Raw genomic sequence first — 17,209 nt, forward strand, 5'->3', positions numbered from 1 at the left:
AGTGGATATCCGTCGCGTCGCAGGATTCGGACATTCATCTGCCCGCGTCTTGGTTTTCAGCTCGCCTTTGATTCGATTTCCTATTTAAATTCAGATAGCCCGGCTGATATAGATCGACCGCAGCAGCTCATCGTATGTGCTCGCGCTTCTCACTTTCTCGTATTCGCTGGCATACATCAATCGTCAACTGCTTAGTCTTCTGGTCGATCCGATTCGGCATTCGCTGCCGATCTCCGGCACCCCAGTGGAGTCCGGTCCAGGGCATCGCACTCGTCTCCGCCTATATGCTGGCGGCGCCCGTTGTCGGCCGACTGGTCGATGTCTTCGATCGACGCAATATTCTGGTGGTTGTCATCTGCCTGCGGAGCCTCTTCACCGCACTCTGCGGACGCGCCGATACGAACTGTTCGTCGCTCGCTTCGGTGTCGGTGCGAGTGAAGCATGTGTCTGGGTATGCCGACCCGATTTCCCGCACGGATCGATGCGTTGAATCGTATGTCAATCTATCAGTTGTTAGGTTTGTGACCCGAGGTGAGCGTACGTCTGCGGCAGACCGGCATTGCTTCAATTTCAAGGCGTGGAACGATCGATTCACCGAGATTGTCCTCGCGCATCTAACGGACTTACAACAGATCACAAACCAACACGAGGAGACATCGCAATGAAGCGACTTTCATTTCTCCGCGCCGGCATATCACTTGCCGGCCTCCTGCTCGCCCTGTCGAGCACCATGTCATGTGCGCAAGACGCGATGCCGGTAAGAATCGTCGGCTCGCTCGATCTCAGTGGCCCCGCTTCCGACCTCGGCGAACAGTCGCTTGCCGGGATTCAGTTCGCGATCGACAGTCTGAACAAACATGGTGGGGTACTCGGACAACCGGTCACATTCGACAAGCAGGACAACGGCACCAATCCGCAACGTGCAATCAACCAGGCCAGCGCGCTCGTCCAGCCGGGCGCGGCTCTATTGCTCTCGCCGACCAGTTCGGGCAGCACTATCGCCGTCAGCAAAATGGTCTCCGGGAAGCTGAAGGTGCCGATGTGTGTCGCCATCTCGGCCGCCGAGGAGATCACGATGAAGGACTATCAGCCCTACGTCTTTTCGATGGCGCCAACGACCTACATGCTGATGCGCGCCGTCACCACGCGGCTCGCGAAACAGTCGTACAAGCGCTACGCGCTGCTCGTGCCCGACTACGCGGGCGGACGTTCGGCCGCTACACGGTTCAAGGCGTTCCTCAAAGAGATGAACCCGCAGGCACAGATCGTCGTCGAGGAATATCCGAAACTCGGCGCAATCGACTACACCGCGAGCATCAACAAGATCCTCGCGGCGAAGCCCGACTATGTGTGGGCCCAGATCTACGGCGCGGACCTCGTCACGTTTTCGAAACAGGCCAACGCACTGGGCTTCTTCAAGCAGATCAACAATCACTTCATGACGGTGGTCGATGCGAACACACTGAAGATCCTCGGCGACGACGCGCCGCTCGGCACAGAAGCCTATCAATATGCGCCATTCAACTATCTGGAGAAAACGCCGCAGGCGAAGGATTTCGTCTCGCAGTTCAAAGCCCATACAGGCAACTATCCGTCGGATTGGGCAAGCGTCGGCTATGACTGCGTGATGACTTGGGCGCAGGCAGTCACTACCGCGAAATCGACGCAAGCCGATGCGGTCATGCGGGCGATCGAAACGAACGCCTTCGACTTGCTGCGCGGGAAGGTCCGCTTCGGTCAGTACGATCACGAAGCCGAAGTGCCGGTCTACATCGGCAAAATGGTCAAGAGCGCCCAATATGGTCAGCCGGTGCTCGATATCGACGAGGTGGTGGCCGCTAGCATCACGCGTCCGTCGAAGGCGGTTGTCGAGGAAGCCCGCAAATAGATCTGCGCGGCTCTTCTCCCGATGCGCAAGGCAATCTTCCGAACCAAACAGCACCTTTCCCGGAGCATCGAATGTCGAACCAATCATTCGCCCCCGCAAGCGACACATCGCTGCAGCGCTACGAACATCTGTACATCGACGGCGAATGGGTGAAGCCGCTCGACGGTGAACTCATCGAGAGCATCGATCCCGCCACCGGCAAGCCGTGGGCCGTTGCACCGATGGGCGGCCCGCAGGACATCGACCGCGCGGTCGCCGCGGCGCGGCAAGCGTTCAACGGCCCGTGGCGCCGGATGCCCGGTCACGAAAGGGCGGCCTTGCTGCGCCGCTTCGCCGATCTCTTCAGCGCGGCGATCCCCGAGCTGGCGGTCATCGAATCGCGCGACAACGGCAATCTGGTGCGCGAACACCGGGCAAGCCTCACTGCACAGGTCCAGTGGTATCAGTGGTTCGCGTCGCTCGCGGACAAAGCGCAGGGCACCACAATCCCGATCGACGACAGCGTGCACGCGTTTACGACGCGTGTGCCGATCGGCGTAGTCGGCGCGATCATTCCTTGGAATGCACCGCTGCTTGCGACCTGCCTCAAGATCGGCGCGGCGTTAGCGGCCGGCTGCGCGGTCGTGGTCAAGCCCGCCGAGCAGACGCCCGTTTCAGCGCTGGAGCTCGCGCGTCTGATGCACGAAGCCGGCATTCCGCCCGGCGTGTTCAATGTCGTGCCGGGTTTCGGACGGACGGCGGGCGCGCATCTCGTCAAGCATCCGGACGTCAACAAGATTTCCTTTACCGGCGCGAGCCAGACCGCGAAACACATGGTGCGCGACGGCGCCGAGAATCTGAAGCGCTTCACGTTCGAACTCGGCGGCAAGGCGCCGCATATTATCTTTGCCGACGCCGATCTCGACAATGCGATCAATGCCGCGACAGCATCGGCGTGGCGCCTGACCGGACAGAGTTGTGCGCTCGGTTCACGCGTACTCGTCGAGCGCCCGATCTACGACCGCGTTGTCGACGCGTTCCGCACGCGTGCAAAGTCCGTGCGTGTCGGTCTACCATCGGTCGATACCAACCATATGGGCCCGCAGGCGCATGAAGAGCAGCTCCGGAAGACTCTCTCGTACATCGAGTTCGGCAAGCAGGACGGCGCCGAGCTGATCACGGGCGGCAGCCGTGTCCTTACGCCGGCCCTTGCACCCGGATACTTCGTCGAACCCACCGTGTTCGCCGGCGTGACGAACCAGATGCGAATCGCCCGCGACGAAATTTTTGGCCCCGTTGCGTCGCTGATTCCATTCGATGGCGAGGACGAAGCGATCGCGATTGCGAACGACACGCCATACGGTCTCACCGCCGGTCTGTGGACACGCGACGTCGGACGCGCACATCGCGTATCGAACCGTATCGAGGCGGGCATGGTGTGGGTCAATACGTACTCGTTCCTGCGCTGGTCGACGCCCTACGGGGGATTCAAAGTCAGCGGCTGGGGCCGCGAGAACGGCATCCATGCACTCGATCCGTACCTCGAGACGAGGACGACGGTCATCAGCACGAGCGGCCAGTTCCCGAATCTGTACACATGGACCGAATAAGAAGCACGCATTTGGTTCTGACAGTATGCCGGGCACAACGAAAAGTCTGGAAGCTAACCACGGGCCGAGTGCGTCGCTTGATCGCCGGATGATCTTGCTCGACAACGTTGCAGAAACTTGTTCTGGCGAATCTTGATCGGTGATTCACGCCTCGCGTTGATGGCCTCAAACAATGGAATCATGCGAAATGCAGTGACGCGAGCGAGATGTGGAGGTTGCACAGTGGCCTGAATCGGTTTCCCCATAACAATGATTGCCGAGGGGCATTTGTGTCGCAGCAGCAATGTGATGGCTGATTAACACACCCGAGTGCAGATGGAATCAGGCGCGGGGCAGCATTGCCGCCGGTTGTCTGTCAGTGATCGCGCCTTTGTCGATTCCGTACCAGCGCTGACAGACCAGGTCGGTGAATTTGACATTCTGCTCGGCAACGAGGATGCCAACGCCTCTGGCCTGCAAGGCTTTGATCGACTCGGCAAGGCGCAGCACCACGATCGGTGCCAGGCCTTCGCTCGGCTCATCCATTAGCAGCAGCTTGGGGTTGAGCATCAAGGCGCGCCCGATGGCGACCATCTGGCGCTCGCCGCCGGACAGCTTGCCGGCATATCTTGACCGCAGGCGCAAGAGCTCGGGAAAGAGCGCAAAGATCTCGCTGACTTTTTGCAGGTCGGGATGCGGCACGCCGATGGCGAGATTCTCTTCCACTGTCAGCGACTTGAACAGCCGCCCACCGCTAGGGACGATAGTGACGCCCGCTCCCACGCGGCGATGCGCCGGCAACTCAGACACCTCCCTTCCTGCGAGCACGATACTTCCGCTCGCGCAGGCCAGTAGACCGGCAATCGCGTTGATAAAGGTCGTCTTACCCGCGCCGTTTCTTCCAAGCAGCCCGACCACCTCGCCGGCATGCACGGCGATCGCTGCATTGCGAATTACCCGTACGGAGCCGTATCCCGCTTCCAGCGCTTCAACGCGCAGGACCTCCTCAGAAGTCTTCGCCAAAATACGCCTCCTTCACGCGCTCGTCCGCGCGCACGCGCTCGGGCGGCGCGTCAATCAGAACCTTGCCTGCCACGAGCACAATCACTCGAGTGGCAAATGAAAACACTACGTCCATGTCGTGCTCCACGAAGGCGATCGGAATTTTCTCCCGCCTGGTGATTGCGCGGATCTGGGCGAGACACTCGCGTGACTCCTCCCGGCCCATTCCTGCGGTGGGTTCGTCCAGCAGCAGGACTTTGGGCCGTGTTGCCAAGGCCACGGCCAGGTCCAAGGTGCGCAGATCGCCGTGCGACAGTTCGCCGGCGCGCACGTGTGCCTTTGCCGACAGCCCGACACGATCGAGCAAGTCATCGGCTTCCGCACGCAGCGTTTTTGTTGCGAGCAGGAACACATTCCAACTCAGGCTGTTCGCGGCCATCAGCGCGACCTGCACATTCTCACGCGCGGAGTACGCCGGGAATAAGCTGCTGAGCTGGAAGGAGCGACCGAGCCCCTGCTTCACCCGCCGCCACGGCGGTTGCCGGGTAACCGGCTTTCCAAAGAGGTGTATCTCGCCCGCATCCGGCATCTTGCGCCCGGTGAGTAGATCGAAGAGGCTGCTTTTTCCCGCCCCGTTAGGCCCGATGATGGCGACCGCTTCCCCCGTGTGCACGGTCAGCGAAACCCCGTCCACCGCAGTGAAATCGCCGAAGGACTTGCACAGGTTCGACGCTTCGAGTACGGCGCTCATCGCTGTTCTCCAGCCAGCGGCTGCCGTGCTGCCGCCGGATCCGGCTTGGCCAGGGGTTGCCGTGATCTCGACCACACGATCTTCTTGAAAAGCGATCCGATTCCTTCCGGGCAGAGCAAGGCACACAGAATTACCACGCCGCCCACCACCAGATCGGAGTGCGCCGAGTGCACCTGCACCGCTGCGCGAGAAGCCTCCAACAACACCGCACCGAGCAACGGTCCGAAGAACCAGGTGCGCCCTCCGATCGCGACCATGTTGAGCAATATGGCACTCGTCATCCAGGACACGATGCTCGGCTCCACGCTTCCTTCAGCGAGCACCCAGACCACCCCGAACAGCGTTCCGAGCACACTAGCGATGACCATGGCTGCGATTTCATACAGCTTCGGGTTGGCGCCGATTGCGGCAACCCGGTCCCTGTTGTCGCGTACCGCCCCAAGCATTACGCCGAAGGGCGAGGCCAGTAGTCGCAGGAGCAGTAAGCAGACCACCAACAGGACGCAGACGCTCGCATAGTGATGCGCGATGTCACCATCCAGCCATGATGGTATCGGCACACCGATGAGACCATCGTCCCCACCCGTTAGCGTGTAGCTGCTCGCTACATACACAAATGCAACCTGCCCTAACCCGAGCGTAAGGAGGCCGAAGAAAAGGTGCCGAGCCCGCAGCGTGACTAAGGCGGTCAACAGTGACATCGGGACAGAGATGCCAAGCGCCAGTGCCGCTGCGGACCAGAACCCCAACCCAAATTTCAGAGTGCCGACCGACACGATATATGCGCCCAACCCCAGGAACATGCCTTGCCCTAACGAAATCAATCCCGTCGAACCTACGAGCACGTTCAAGCTCATTGCCGTACCCGCCAGGATCACCACGCGAGTGGCCTCCGGCAAGAGCGAAGCTGGGAGGATCAGGGGCGCAAGCGCAAGGACGGCGCAAATTACAAGAAGTGTCCAGAAGCGGGCGGGAGTGAATCGTTCCATGGCTTACTCCCTGCCAACAATGGTGCGGAAACCGGTCGGCCGCACCAACAACACGACAACCATTACGGCGAAAATCACCATCTCGCCGCCGGTTTTCATGAATAGGGTAGACACCGTTTCCGCCACCCCAATCAGGACGGCTGCCGCGAGGCTGCCCCAGACCGCGCCGAGACCGCCAATGACAATTACCGCGAACGCGATCACGATCATCTGTACATCCAACTGCAGATTGATCGCGCCGCGGGGCACCGCGATGACGCCCGCGATGCCTGCGAGCAAGGCGGCTATCGCCATCACCTTCGTTCGAAGCCGCCGCACATCCACCCCGACTCCCTCCAGCATCTGCGGATCATCAACGGCGGCCCGGATCAGACGTCCGGTGCGGCTCTTGTTCAGGACCCGCCAGAGGTACCACGCCACCGCGGCGGTCACGACCAACATGGCCAGCTGATAGGTCGCCAGGCGGATCCCCGCAAACTCGACGGATCCCGACAGCAGCCGTGGGGGTGACATCGAGAGGGCCTGCGCACCGAACACGATACGTACCAGGTTGTTGATAACCAGCAACAGGCCGAAAGTCAGCAACAACTGGCCCCAAAGACCATAGCCGTACACGCGACGGAACAGCGTGGTCTCCAGGCCGACAGCGAGCAGCGCCACCAGTGCGGGAACGATTACCAGAGCAGCGAGCAAGCCGAATTCCGGGCCCCAGAGGCGAATACAGGCGGCGGCGCCGAACGCCGCCAGCATGAAGAAGGAGCCATGAGCCATGTTCACTACGCCCAGTGCGCCCCACAGCAACGTAAGGCCCGAAGCCACGAGAAAATACAGCGCGCCATTGGCGACGCCCGCTACCACCTGCGCGGCTAGCAGTTGCCAGTTCATGTTGTGGCACCTCCTACTGTTGCCGGGATTTCAGGATTACCGCATCCGGGGCGCGTGACAATGAGCCCGGGATAGCCTCCTCGACTTCAAGGACAGGTTGGGCAAATTCCTTGCTGTCCACGACCTTGCCAATGAAAGTGGGAACCTCACCCATGTGATCGATCTTGCCGAAACGGAACTTGCCACGAGTGGAGTCGAATTCGTTTGAGACGATAGACTTCATCACGTCATCCGCTTTGGTTGACTTCGCCATAGTTGTCGCCTGCGCCCAAGTCATGACGCAGTCGTAAGTCATGCTGGCGTCGTCCCCTGGATATTGGCCATATCGCGCCTTGTATCGTTCGACGAAATCGCGCGATTCCGGGCCCATCTTCGTCATGTAATTCATCGGCGCCGCCGCGTAGCCCTCGGACCCGAGCACTGCATCCGCGCCGAGCGACTTCAGGGTCTCCGAGTCGTACAAGGTGAAGAACTGCCCCGGCTTGAAAAACCCCATGGCCTTGCCCTGTTTGGACAGGGTTATCACATCCGAGCCGAAATGGCCGGAGAACACCCAGTCCGGTTTCGCTGCAGCCACCTTATTCAGCGTCGCGGTGAAGTCCTGCAGCCCAAGGGGCGTGTACTCCTCCGCTACAACCTGAATTTGCGGATTCTCTTCCTTGAGGAAGCCGATCAACTGCTCCACCGAACTTCGTCCGCCGGCGCTATCGTTGCTGATGAGGGCGACGCGCTTGTGGCCCTGCTTTGCGACGCGAATGGCCACCGCGCGGAGAGCCATGTACTGATTGGGCACCACTGAGAAGATGTAGGGCTGGAAGTCCTTCATCGTCGTATCAACGGTGCGCGACACCGACACGCACATTGGCACTTTCATTTTCGCCGATACAGTCTTGCTCACCGCCAGGGTGCTTGCCGAAATCTGCGGGGCGATCAGGAACACGGCGCCATCGCGTACCATTGCGGTCGCCTGGCTTACCGCGCGCTGAGGGTTCGTTCCGTTATCCTGAATATTGAGGACTACGGGGTGGCCTAGCACGCCGCCGCGCTTATTCAACACCTCCACGGCAAACTGCGCGCCGTTCTGGGCCATCTGCCCATAGCTGGCGGCCGGTCCGCTCAGGTCGAAGGAAGCGGCGATCTTGATTGGTTCTCCCCCCGTTTGTGCGAGCGCGAGGGAGGAAGATAGAATGGCAACGGCAGCTGCTATGAGGCGCATCACGAGTGTCTCCTTGTATTGTGAATCTATTGGACCATCCAACTCTTTCGCCTCTCGCAACTGCCGCTTGAATATTCCGTACAACGGAACTAGATGGAACAGCGCTCAGCTTGCTGAAGCCGCGTTCTCCCAACTTACGAACCACCGTGCAGATCTTGTGGAGAGACGTCGGGTTGCCCTGCGACGACAGATCACTCAGCGGCAAGCTACAGTAGACGCGGCCGATCACGCGTCGCATGATTTTGAAAGGCACGTCTTTGCAGTCGGCTCACGAGGTGGAGCGCATTGGGTCGGAATGGCTAACCAAGACGCTTGTCGAGGTGATGCGCGACCTGTTTCGGGCGACGGCGGACAACGCCAGTCAGCAGAACACCGCCGCCGCGGCTTGCCTGATCGTCGCCGAGGACAAGCTGGACGAACTCGAGTGCGTGCCGCTCCGTCATCTCGTCGGATGGGAGGTCGACGGGTGGGAGCCGTCGAAGATGGACATCGGCCCGAGCTCATTTGCAGTGCTTCTCAACGATTTGTCCGCGCTTCTCGTTCCAGCCGCTCCCGGTGATCGGGATGCGCAAGGGCGATCAGCTTCGGAATACGTTGGCGAAGCGAGAGACCTCGCAAATCCGCGACGCCGTATTCGGTGACGATCACGCACGCATCGCCTCGCGGTATGGTGACCGGCCCCGAAAGCTGCACCACGATCCGGCTGTGGCGGCCCGCCGTCGACGGCAGAGCGATGATCGGCACGCCTCCATGGCTGAACTGCGCCGCGCGAAGAAAATCGCCGATGCCGCCGACCGCCCCTACATAGGTGCCCGCCGCAACCTCGGCGTTCACCTGCCCAGTCAGATCCACTTCCACGGCCGAATTGATCGCGACGAACCGGTCGATCCTGCGCAACACGTCCGGGTTGTGCGTGTATTCCGTGCCGCGCAGCGCTAGCGCACGATTGCAGTGCGCGAAGCGGCGAACGCGTTCGGAACCGATGACAACTCCGCCGACGGTGATCCCCTCGTCGATGGTCTTCCGCGCATTCGTGATGACGCCCGCTTCGCAGAGTTCCGCGATGCCGTCTCCGATGCTGCCGGTATGGACGCCGAGGTCGTGTTTGTTTCGGAGTTGCGCAAGCACCGCGTCGGGAATTGCTCCAATGCCTGTTTGCAATGTGGCGCCGTCTTCCACGAGGGTCGCCACATGTTGGCCAATCGCCAGCTCCACAGGACCGGGGACGGAAGCCGGTCCGGCCGGAAACGGAACGTCCGATTCAATCAGAAGATCGATGTCGGACGCCTGCAGGTATGGCTCGCCATATGTCCACGGCACATCGGGATGAGCTTCGGCGATGATGGCGCGGGCGTTCTTCACCGCTTCGACGAGGTATTCGCGCGCCAGTCCGAGGCTATAGCGTCCGTGCTCGTCCGGCGGCGACACCTGCAGCATCACGACGTCAATACGCAGCGCGCCGCTTCGAATCAACCCCGGAAGCTGCGAATAATGAGCGGGAAGAATGTCGAGTACGCCCGCGCGCGCCAGCTTGCGGTTAGACCCGCTGCCACAATACGCGAGAAAATCGAACGCGTCGGCATGCTCGGGAGTCAACACATCGGCGAGGCCGATGCCGAGAAAGATGCGGATGCGCCGCAGCCGATCCCGCTGTGCGACGAGCGCACGCATCAGCGTAACGGGCTCGGCATGCGACTGCCCCCACATCACCGTGTCGCCGGGGCGGATCAGGCTGGAGAGATCCAGACCACGGCCGACCGATGCAGTTGCATTCGATCCTTCCAACAGGGTGAGTTCCGCGGAGTTCATGCGGGACCGAGCGCAGGTGTCACTCGTCTCATTTCGTCTCCTCCGGGCAATGACCCGGTATGGTTATTTTCAGCAACAGCACGCTGCCGGCCGACCGGTGAAGAGTTTTTCTCGTATTTACTATGATTAGCTAATTACAAATAAAACTTCCCCACCCTGCCGATCACTACATTCCAAGCCGTCCGCTCAGAATCGTCTGCTCACCAATCGCGATTCCATCATCGCCAGGTTTGCCGAAGCACGTTAAGCCCATTGCATCATCGCCCTATTCGAGCGTCAACGCGGCTTCCATGACTGTTCCGTACTTTGACGAAAAACCAAAAGTGCGCATCATGCGTTCCGATCAACGCACGCGCCACGGCCCAAACTAAGGACGCGTCGTCGCCGAACCGCAACGTTCGGCATGGAGATTGTTCGCGCGCAAGCTATGGATTTCCATTAGACGGGCCAATCCCGCTCTCACTGTACGGAACAGTGAGGAACAGTTTAAGGATCAATCCAGACAGTCAAAGCTGAACAAGATGAGCGATCTGAATAAACGCGCCCTGCAACAGCGCTGCATTCGATGTTCAAGCGTTTTTGGTGCGTGTAGGCGTTTCGCAATATCAATGCGGGTCTACAGGCGGGCGCAACGTAATGCCCGTCCACGCCCCGCTTTCGGTCAATTCAACGATCATTTCCACGATGATCTGCCGCACAGCCAGCGTCGCCGACATGACGGGCGCGGTGTTCGACCAGCACAGGCTGGCTGGCCGACTGAGTTCCGGGTCCACGATTCGGCGCATTTTTGGCCGGCTCGCGAGATCGCGTGATGCAAGCGCGGATGCTGGCAGGATGGTGCATGCCGCGCCCGAATAAGCGATGGATAACAGGGTCGGCAACGAATCGATATCGGCAACGATATTCAGCGGTGTCTCCTCGCGCGCAAATGCGCGTTCGAGCAGCAGACGCAGCCCGTTCGACACGCTCGGTGCGACCAGCGATGCGCCGGCGAGAGACGCAAGGCCGCAGGTCCGCGCTCGCGGCGCGACATCGCCACCCGGTTCGCCGAGCACGTACAGCTCTTCGTCGAATAGCGGCATGGCGGTGATGCCGGGCGTATTAGATTCGCGAAAGAGAATCGCCAGATCGAGCCGCCCATTCGCCAGCAGTTCGTTGATGTACCCGCTCATGCTCTCGAAGAATTGCAGGTGGATGCCCGGGTAGCGCGCTCTGACTCGCTCGAATACGGGCGTGGCAAGCAACGACGTCATCGTGGTGGGAAACCCAACCGCAACCGTGCCAGACTCCACGCCCGCGTCCGCCTTGACCTCCTGCCGTAACTGATCCATCTGCCGCAGCACCAGCCTGGCATGCCGATACAGCGCTTGTCCAGCCGGCGTAGGCTTCATTCCCTGCGGGCTACGCACGAGCAACGCGACGCCCAGATCCTCCTCGATCTTCGCGACCTGATGGCTCAGTGACGGCTGGGCGACGTAGAGCTTTTCCGCCGCTTTGCCGAGGCTCCCATATTCGACGATGCTGACGAAATAGCGCAGTTGGCGAATGTCCATGGTGCAGGCGGTCAAATGTGATGCCATAGGATACATCTATGGCAGGCACGTTCAATTGGTATTTCCGTTGCAACGGCCGTTCACATACAGTCGGCTAAATACCATTCCAAAGCGGCTCGCATGCAGCCACGCATGCAGCCATTGAGACAGCCATGAACGAATCCCACGCAAACCGCCTCGACGGCGCCACTCAGGTCGCTCACGATCTGATCTCTCCGGCTCCCGCCACCGCCCTCGCCGCGACGCTCGATCGCAACACCGGCTTCAATCTCGGCGACGCACTTCCGCCCATCTGGCATTGGCTCTATTTTTGGTCCGTCGCGCAGCAGTCCGATCTGGGAGCGGACGGCCATCCACGCATCGGCGGCTTTCTTCCCGACCTCGGGTTGCCGCGCAGGATGGCCGCCGGCGGACGTCTTTTCTTCCACGACCCGCTACGAATCGGCGACGCCGCGGCACGTACCTCCCGCGTATTGTCAATCGAGAATAAGGCGGGACGTAGTGGCCGGCTCGCGTTCGTCACCATCGAGCATGTGATCGAAGTCAGCGGCCAAGCGGTCATTCGCGAAGAACAGGACATTGTCTACCGCGAACCCGCAGAAGCCGGCGCGCCGTTGCCACGCCCGCAACCAGCTCCCACTAACGCGCATTGGCAACGCGAGATTCTGCCGTCCGAGCCAATGCTGTTTCGCTACTCCGCGCTGACTTTCAACGGCCATCGCATCCACTACGACAAAATTTATGCGCGCGACGCTGAAGGCTATCCCGATCTGGTCGTTCATGGCCCCCTGATTGCGACGCTGCTGCTCGATCTGCTTTCTCGTTCTCTGCCTGACGCCGTCGTTCGCGAATACGCGTTCAAGGCGGTTCGTCCAACGTTTCTCGGCCATTCGTTGTCGGTGTGCGGCCAGTTGTCTCCCGATGGAAAGTCGGTGGAACTGTGGGCAAAGGATCACGAAGGCTGGCTCACGATGTCCGCGCGTGCGACGCTCGCCTGATTTTCAATCATTTCTTTGGGATGCACTCGATGAATCATGCAACCGATCAATATCAAGACCTTCGCGAAGCCGTTCGCGACCTGTGCAGCCAGTTTCCGGCGGAGTACTTCCGCAAGGTCGACGAAGAGCGCGGCTATCCTGAAGCCTTCGTTGACGCGCTGACGAAGGCCGGCTGGCTCGCGGCGCTGATTCCGCAGGAATATGGCGGTTCGGGCCTTGGGCTCACCGAGGCGTCGATCATCATGGAGGAGATCAACCGTTCAGGCGGCAATTCCGGCGCGTGCCACGGACAGATGTACAACATGGGCACGCTGCTACGCCACGGCTCGGACGCGCAGAAGGAGCGCTATCTGCCGCGCATCGCATCGGGCGAGTTGCGCCTGCAATCGATGGGCGTAACGGAACCAACAACCGGCACCGATACGACGAAGATCAAGACGACGGCGGTGCGCAAAGGCGACCGCTACGTGATCAACGGACAGAAGGTATGGATCTCGCGCGTGCTGCACTCGGACATGATGATCCTGCTCGCGCGCACCACACCGCTCGCCGACGTCAAGAAGAAGAGCGAAGGCATGTCGATCTTTCTCGTCGATCTTCATGAGGCGGTTGGCAAAGGGCTCACCATTCGTCCGATTCCGAACATGGTGAACCACGAAACGAATGAACTGTTCTTTGACAATCTCGAGATCCCGGCGGAAAACCTGATCGGTGAAGAAGGCAAAGGGTTCAAGTACATTCTTGACGGTCTGAACGCGGAACGCACGCTGATCGCTGCGGAATGTATCGGCGACGGCTATTGGTTCATCGACAAGGTCTCGCAATATGTGAAGGACCGCGTCGTGTTCGGCCGGCCGATCGGCCAGAATCAGGGCGTGCAGTTTCCAATTGCGCGCGCCTACGTCAACGTCGAGGCAGCGAACCTAATGCGTTTCGAAGCCGCCCGGCGCTACGACGCGCACGAGTCTTGCGGTACGCAGGCCAACATGGCGAAACTGCTCGCAGCTGATGCATCGTGGGAAGCGGCCAACGCCTGTCTGCAGTTCCACGGCGGCTTCGGCTTCGCGTGCGAATACGACGTCGAACGCAAGTTCCGCGAGACGCGCCTCTATCAGGTTGCGCCTATCTCAACGAACCTGATCCTGTCGTACGTGGCGGAACACGTCCTCGACTTGCCGCGTTCGTTCTGACGGAGAAGCATCATGGGTCCCCTTTCAGGTATCACCGGCGACTTCGTGCGCGATTGTGTTGAACGCGTGTCGAGCCTTGCGTCCACTTCGTATGGGCCAATCGTTTGCATGAGAGTCTGACGCTCGACGTCAAACAGCCCGACGCAGTGAACATCGTTCTTCAGTTGCTCGCGCAGGCGGACGTTCTCGTGCGGAATCTCCCGCCCGGCGCAATGCAGCGACCCTAATCGGTGATCCATACTGCCATACTGCCGTCTCCAAGTTGAGCGCGGAGAGGTCGTTGTGCGTCTGAAAGAGGCTGGTATCGCGAACGCTCGGGTGAACGACATGCGCGCTGCCTGGAACCGATCAACTGCGCGCGCGTGCCGGCCCTCGATCCGCCACGATTGACGGCTCGGAATGAGCCGGAGATGCGCCAGTGCGGCGCTCGGTGAACAAACCAATGCGATCCTGCACGGGTTGGGCATGACGAGAGTCGCATTGCCGGGCTGCGCAACTGGGGCGTCGTGTAGCATTGACTAGCTTATGCCTCTCCGATGTTCGGGGAAGCGCGGAAGAAGCGGGCTGCGTCCCTGCATGGCTGTCCATTGGACTCGGTGCTGCCTCAGCAAACCTCATTTCTACGTCTACCCACTCACAGCGGCGCAAACACTTAAAGACGAAAAGCGCCGCGAAGACGCGGCGCCCACCGCATTACATATTCGGATAGTTCGGACCGCCACCGCCTTCCGGCGTGACCCATACGATGTTCTGCGTCGGATCCTTGATGTCGCACGTCTTGCAATGCACGCAGTTCTGCGCGTTGATCACGAGCCATTCGTTGCCTTCGTCGTTCTTCACGAACTCATACACGCCAGCGGGGCAATAACGCGCCTCCGGTCCCGCATAGGTCTGCCAGTTCACGTTGACCGGCACGGTTGGATCTTTCAGCGTCAGGTGCGCCGGCTGGTTTTCCTCGTGATTCGTGTTCGAGATGAACACCGAAGAGAGGCGATCGAACGTCAGCTTGCCGTCCGGCTTCGGATACGTGATCGGCTTGCACTGCGACGCCGGCTTCAGCATCTCGTGATCCCAATGCTGGTGATGCAGCGTCCATGGCACGTTGCCGCCGAGCAGCTTCTGCTCGAGACCGACCATCAGCGTGCCGAGGTAGAGACCCTTGCTCATCCACTGCTTGAAGTTACGCGCGCGATACAGCTCCGTGTAGAGCCACGAGGTCTTGAACGCTTCCGGGTAAGCGCTCAGTTCGTCCGACTGACGGCCGGCCTGCACGGCGTCGAACGCGGCATCGGCGGCGAGCATGCCGGTCTTGATCGCGGCGTGCGAACCCTTGATGCGCGACGCGTTCAGGAAGCCCGCGTCGTCGCCGACCAGCGCACCGCCCGGGAACACCAGCTTCGGCAACGACATCAGGCCGCCCGCGGTGATCGCGCGCGCGCCGTAGGACACGCGCTTGCCGCCTTCGAGAATCGCGCGGATCGCCGGATGCGTCTTGTAGCGCTGGAATTCCTCGAACGGCGACAGATACGGATTCGAATAGCCGAGGCCGACCACGAAGCCGACCACGACCTGATTGTTGTCCATGTGGTAGAGGAACGAGCCGCCGTACGTGTCGTTTTCGAGTGGCCAGCCGGCCGTGTGCATCACCAGACCCGGCTTGTGCCTGGCGGGATCGATCTCCCACAGCTCCTTGATACCGATGCCGTACACCTGCGGATCGACGCCGTCGCGCAGCTTGAACTTCTCGTTCACCTGGCGGCCGAGGTGGCCGCGCGCGCCTTCGCAGAACAGCGTGTACTTCGCGTGCAGCTCCATGCCGAGCTGGAAGTTTTCGGTCGGTTCGCCGTCCTTGCCGATGCCGAGGTTGCCGGTCGCGACGCCCTTGACCGAGCCGTCGTCGTTGTACAGCACTTCGGCCGCCGGAAAGCCCGGGAATATCTCGACGCCGAGCGCCTCGGCCTGCTGACCCAGCCAGCGCGTCACGTTCGCGAGGCTGATCACGTAGTTGCCGTGGTTCTTGAAATTGTCCGGCAGCGCCCACGTCGGCACGCTCTTCGCGCCCGTTGCCGACAGGAACAGGAAGCGGTCTTCGGTCACGTCGACTGTCAGCGGCGCGCCTTTTTTCTTCCAGTCCGGGATCAGTTCGGTGATCGCGCGCGGGTCCATCACGGCGCCCGACAGGATATGAGCCCCGATCTCAGAGCCTTTTTCGAGTACGCATACGCCAATATCAGCGCCTTGTTCGGCAGCGCGCTGCTTCAGACGAATCGCCGCCGACAGGCCCGCAGGGCCGCCGCCGACGATCACGACGTCATATTCCATCGATTCACGCGGGCCGTACTGCTCGATGATGCTGCGGTGAGACATATGCTGATTTCGAGAAATGTGAGAATGCGACAGACTCCGGTCCCGTTGGGAAACTGGCCGCGTCATGACGGCTGGCCATTTTTCACTGCGTTGATAGCGGCAAATCCGCGTTTAAAAGCGCGCGCGCCTGAGCGAATTACGTCTGCAGCGAGCCCGCAGCCGACGCAAGCAGTCGTTGGGCGCGCAACAAGACCGGTCGATCGACCATTTTTCCGTCTACAGTGATCGCGCCGGGGCCGGATTGCGCCATCGCCTCCACGACACGCTTCGCCCACGCGAGTTGCTGTTCATCGGGTCGATAACACCCATGGACGGCCGCGATCTGCTTCGGATGAATGCACAGCTTCGCACCGAAACCAATTCTCTTTCCGTTCGTGGCATCGGCGATCAATCGCTCGGCGTCGTTGATGTCGGGCGTGACGCCGTCGACCGGTTGCTCCAGCCCCGCAGCGCGCGAGATCAACGCAAGCTGTGCGCGATACGGATTCAACGCCTCGCGATCTTCCTGCATGCCCATTTCGGCAATGAAATCGAGCGTGCCGAACATCAGCCGTTCCACGCCGGGCGCCTTGGCAATTTCCATAGCCGACAACATGCCGACAGCCGTTTCGATGAGCGGAAAAACGGGTAGCCTGCGTCGCGCCAACGAAACCAGGTTGACCACGTCGGACGCGTGCTCTGTCTTTGGAAGCACGATGCCCGCCACGCCATCCAGGGACGCCAGCTTTGCGTCTGCTTCGAACCAGGGCGTACCCCAGCCATTGATTCGCAGTAGCACAGGACGGCTGCGCGACACCCATGCGGCGACCGACGCGCGGGCCGAGTCCTTTGCCGCGGCCTCGACCGCGTCTTCCAGATCGACGATGACGGCATTGGCGCCGCTCGTCAGGGCGCTCTGAAAGCGGTCCGGCCGGCTGCCCGGCACGAACAGATAAGACTGCGCCGGAAATGGTGAGTTAAGCGACATTTTGAATTCCTGCTGCACGTCGGTTG

The 17,209-nt window shown here is 60.7% G+C and carries 15 protein-coding genes and 2 pseudogenes; 7 read left to right on the forward strand and 10 right to left on the reverse strand.

Annotated elements, in window-relative coordinates:
- The first annotated feature begins 134 nt into the window (after positions 1–134).
- The 3 genes from HDG34_RS01485 (at position 135) to HDG34_RS01495 (ending at position 3,477) form a co-directional block, all read left to right on the forward strand.
- Entirely contained in the window at positions 135–665 is a 531-nt protein-coding gene (locus HDG34_RS01485) for a hypothetical protein (protein ID WP_184057152.1), read from the forward strand.
- Positions 662–1,888, forward strand: coding sequence for an ABC transporter substrate-binding protein (locus HDG34_RS01490; protein ID WP_184057154.1), 1,227 nt, complete (start codon positions 662–664; stop codon positions 1,886–1,888). The genes HDG34_RS01485 and HDG34_RS01490 overlap by 4 nt, the downstream gene beginning before the upstream one ends.
- 71 nt (positions 1,889–1,959) lie before the next feature.
- Positions 1,960–3,477 carry an aldehyde dehydrogenase gene (locus tag HDG34_RS01495; protein WP_184057156.1) on the forward strand — a complete coding sequence of 506 codons (1,518 nt, stop codon included), beginning with the start codon at positions 1,960–1,962 and terminating at the stop codon, positions 3,475–3,477.
- Positions 3,478–3,505: 28 nt separating this feature from the next.
- Here HDG34_RS01495 and HDG34_RS01500 read toward each other — a convergent pair.
- The 6 genes and pseudogenes from HDG34_RS01500 to HDG34_RS01525 form a co-directional block, all read right to left on the reverse strand.
- A pseudogene (locus HDG34_RS01500) lies at positions 3,506–3,644 on the reverse strand (IS6 family transposase); the annotation flags it as partial.
- Between the two features lie 154 nt (positions 3,645–3,798).
- Positions 3,799–4,479 carry an ABC transporter ATP-binding protein gene (locus HDG34_RS01505; RefSeq protein ID WP_184057158.1) on the reverse strand — a complete coding sequence of 227 codons (681 nt, stop codon included), beginning with the start codon at positions 4,477–4,479 and terminating at the stop codon, positions 3,799–3,801.
- Positions 4,463–5,209 (reverse strand): ABC transporter ATP-binding protein, encoded by a 747-nt coding sequence (locus tag HDG34_RS01510; protein WP_184057160.1) that lies wholly within the window; start codon positions 5,207–5,209, stop codon positions 4,463–4,465. Before HDG34_RS01510 ends, HDG34_RS01505 begins: the two co-directional genes overlap by 17 nt.
- Complete coding sequence (locus HDG34_RS01515; protein WP_184057162.1) at positions 5,206–6,198, reverse strand: branched-chain amino acid ABC transporter permease; 993 nt, start codon at positions 6,196–6,198, stop codon at positions 5,206–5,208. Before HDG34_RS01515 ends, HDG34_RS01510 begins: the two co-directional genes overlap by 4 nt.
- Positions 6,199–6,201: 3 nt before the next feature.
- Positions 6,202–7,083: a branched-chain amino acid ABC transporter permease gene (locus tag HDG34_RS01520; protein ID WP_184057163.1), complete on the reverse strand. Its 882-nt coding sequence runs from the start codon at positions 7,081–7,083 to the stop codon at positions 6,202–6,204.
- Between the two features lie 13 nt (positions 7,084–7,096).
- The gene (locus HDG34_RS01525; RefSeq protein WP_246529973.1) at positions 7,097–8,299 is read right to left on the reverse strand and encodes an ABC transporter substrate-binding protein; all 1,203 of its coding nucleotides are present in this window, start codon (positions 8,297–8,299) and stop codon (positions 7,097–7,099) included.
- 344 nt (positions 8,300–8,643) lie between these two features.
- Here HDG34_RS01525 and HDG34_RS38845 point away from each other — a divergent pair.
- A pseudogene (locus HDG34_RS38845) lies at positions 8,644–8,796 on the forward strand (acetyl-CoA C-acyltransferase); the annotation flags it as partial.
- A gap of 19 nt (positions 8,797–8,815) precedes the next feature.
- Here the strand turns inward: HDG34_RS38845 and HDG34_RS01530 are convergent.
- Both HDG34_RS01530 and HDG34_RS01535 read right to left on the reverse strand, forming a co-directional pair.
- Positions 8,816–10,006 carry an acetyl-CoA hydrolase/transferase family protein gene (locus HDG34_RS01530; RefSeq protein WP_260320989.1) on the reverse strand — a complete coding sequence of 397 codons (1,191 nt, stop codon included), beginning with the start codon at positions 10,004–10,006 and terminating at the stop codon, positions 8,816–8,818.
- A gap of 707 nt (positions 10,007–10,713) precedes the next feature.
- Positions 10,714–11,661, reverse strand: a complete 948-nt coding sequence (locus HDG34_RS01535) for a LysR substrate-binding domain-containing protein (protein ID WP_184057169.1) — start codon at positions 11,659–11,661, stop codon at positions 10,714–10,716.
- Positions 11,662–11,813: 152 nt separating this feature from the next.
- Between HDG34_RS01535 and HDG34_RS01540 the strand changes: the two genes are divergently transcribed.
- From HDG34_RS01540 to HDG34_RS40040, 3 genes are all read left to right on the forward strand, one after another.
- Positions 11,814–12,659 (forward strand): MaoC family dehydratase N-terminal domain-containing protein, encoded by an 846-nt coding sequence (locus HDG34_RS01540; protein WP_184057171.1) that lies wholly within the window; start codon positions 11,814–11,816, stop codon positions 12,657–12,659.
- A gap of 29 nt (positions 12,660–12,688) precedes the next feature.
- On the forward strand, positions 12,689–13,849 hold the full coding sequence (locus tag HDG34_RS01545) for an acyl-CoA dehydrogenase family protein (RefSeq protein WP_184057173.1): 1,161 nt from the start codon (positions 12,689–12,691) through the stop codon (positions 13,847–13,849).
- A 104-nt stretch (positions 13,850–13,953) separates the two neighbouring features.
- On the forward strand, positions 13,954–14,076 hold the full coding sequence (locus HDG34_RS40040) for a CoA transferase (protein ID WP_409259235.1): 123 nt from the start codon (positions 13,954–13,956) through the stop codon (positions 14,074–14,076).
- 466 nt (positions 14,077–14,542) lie between these two features.
- On the opposite strand, the gene HDG34_RS01555 is transcribed toward HDG34_RS40040, so the two are convergent.
- Both HDG34_RS01555 and HDG34_RS01560 read right to left on the reverse strand, forming a co-directional pair.
- A complete protein-coding gene (locus HDG34_RS01555) occupies positions 14,543–16,216 on the reverse strand; it encodes an electron transfer flavoprotein-ubiquinone oxidoreductase (RefSeq protein ID WP_184057174.1) in 1,674 nt (557 codons plus the stop codon).
- A gap of 136 nt (positions 16,217–16,352) precedes the next feature.
- Positions 16,353–17,183: a CoA ester lyase gene (locus HDG34_RS01560; RefSeq protein ID WP_184057176.1), complete on the reverse strand. Its 831-nt coding sequence runs from the start codon at positions 17,181–17,183 to the stop codon at positions 16,353–16,355.
- Positions 17,184–17,209: the final 26 nt, after the last annotated feature.

Origin of the sequence: Paraburkholderia sp. HC6.4b, from assembly GCF_014200875.1 — a bacterium.
Lineage (GTDB): Bacteria > Pseudomonadota > Gammaproteobacteria > Burkholderiales > Burkholderiaceae > Paraburkholderia > Paraburkholderia tuberum.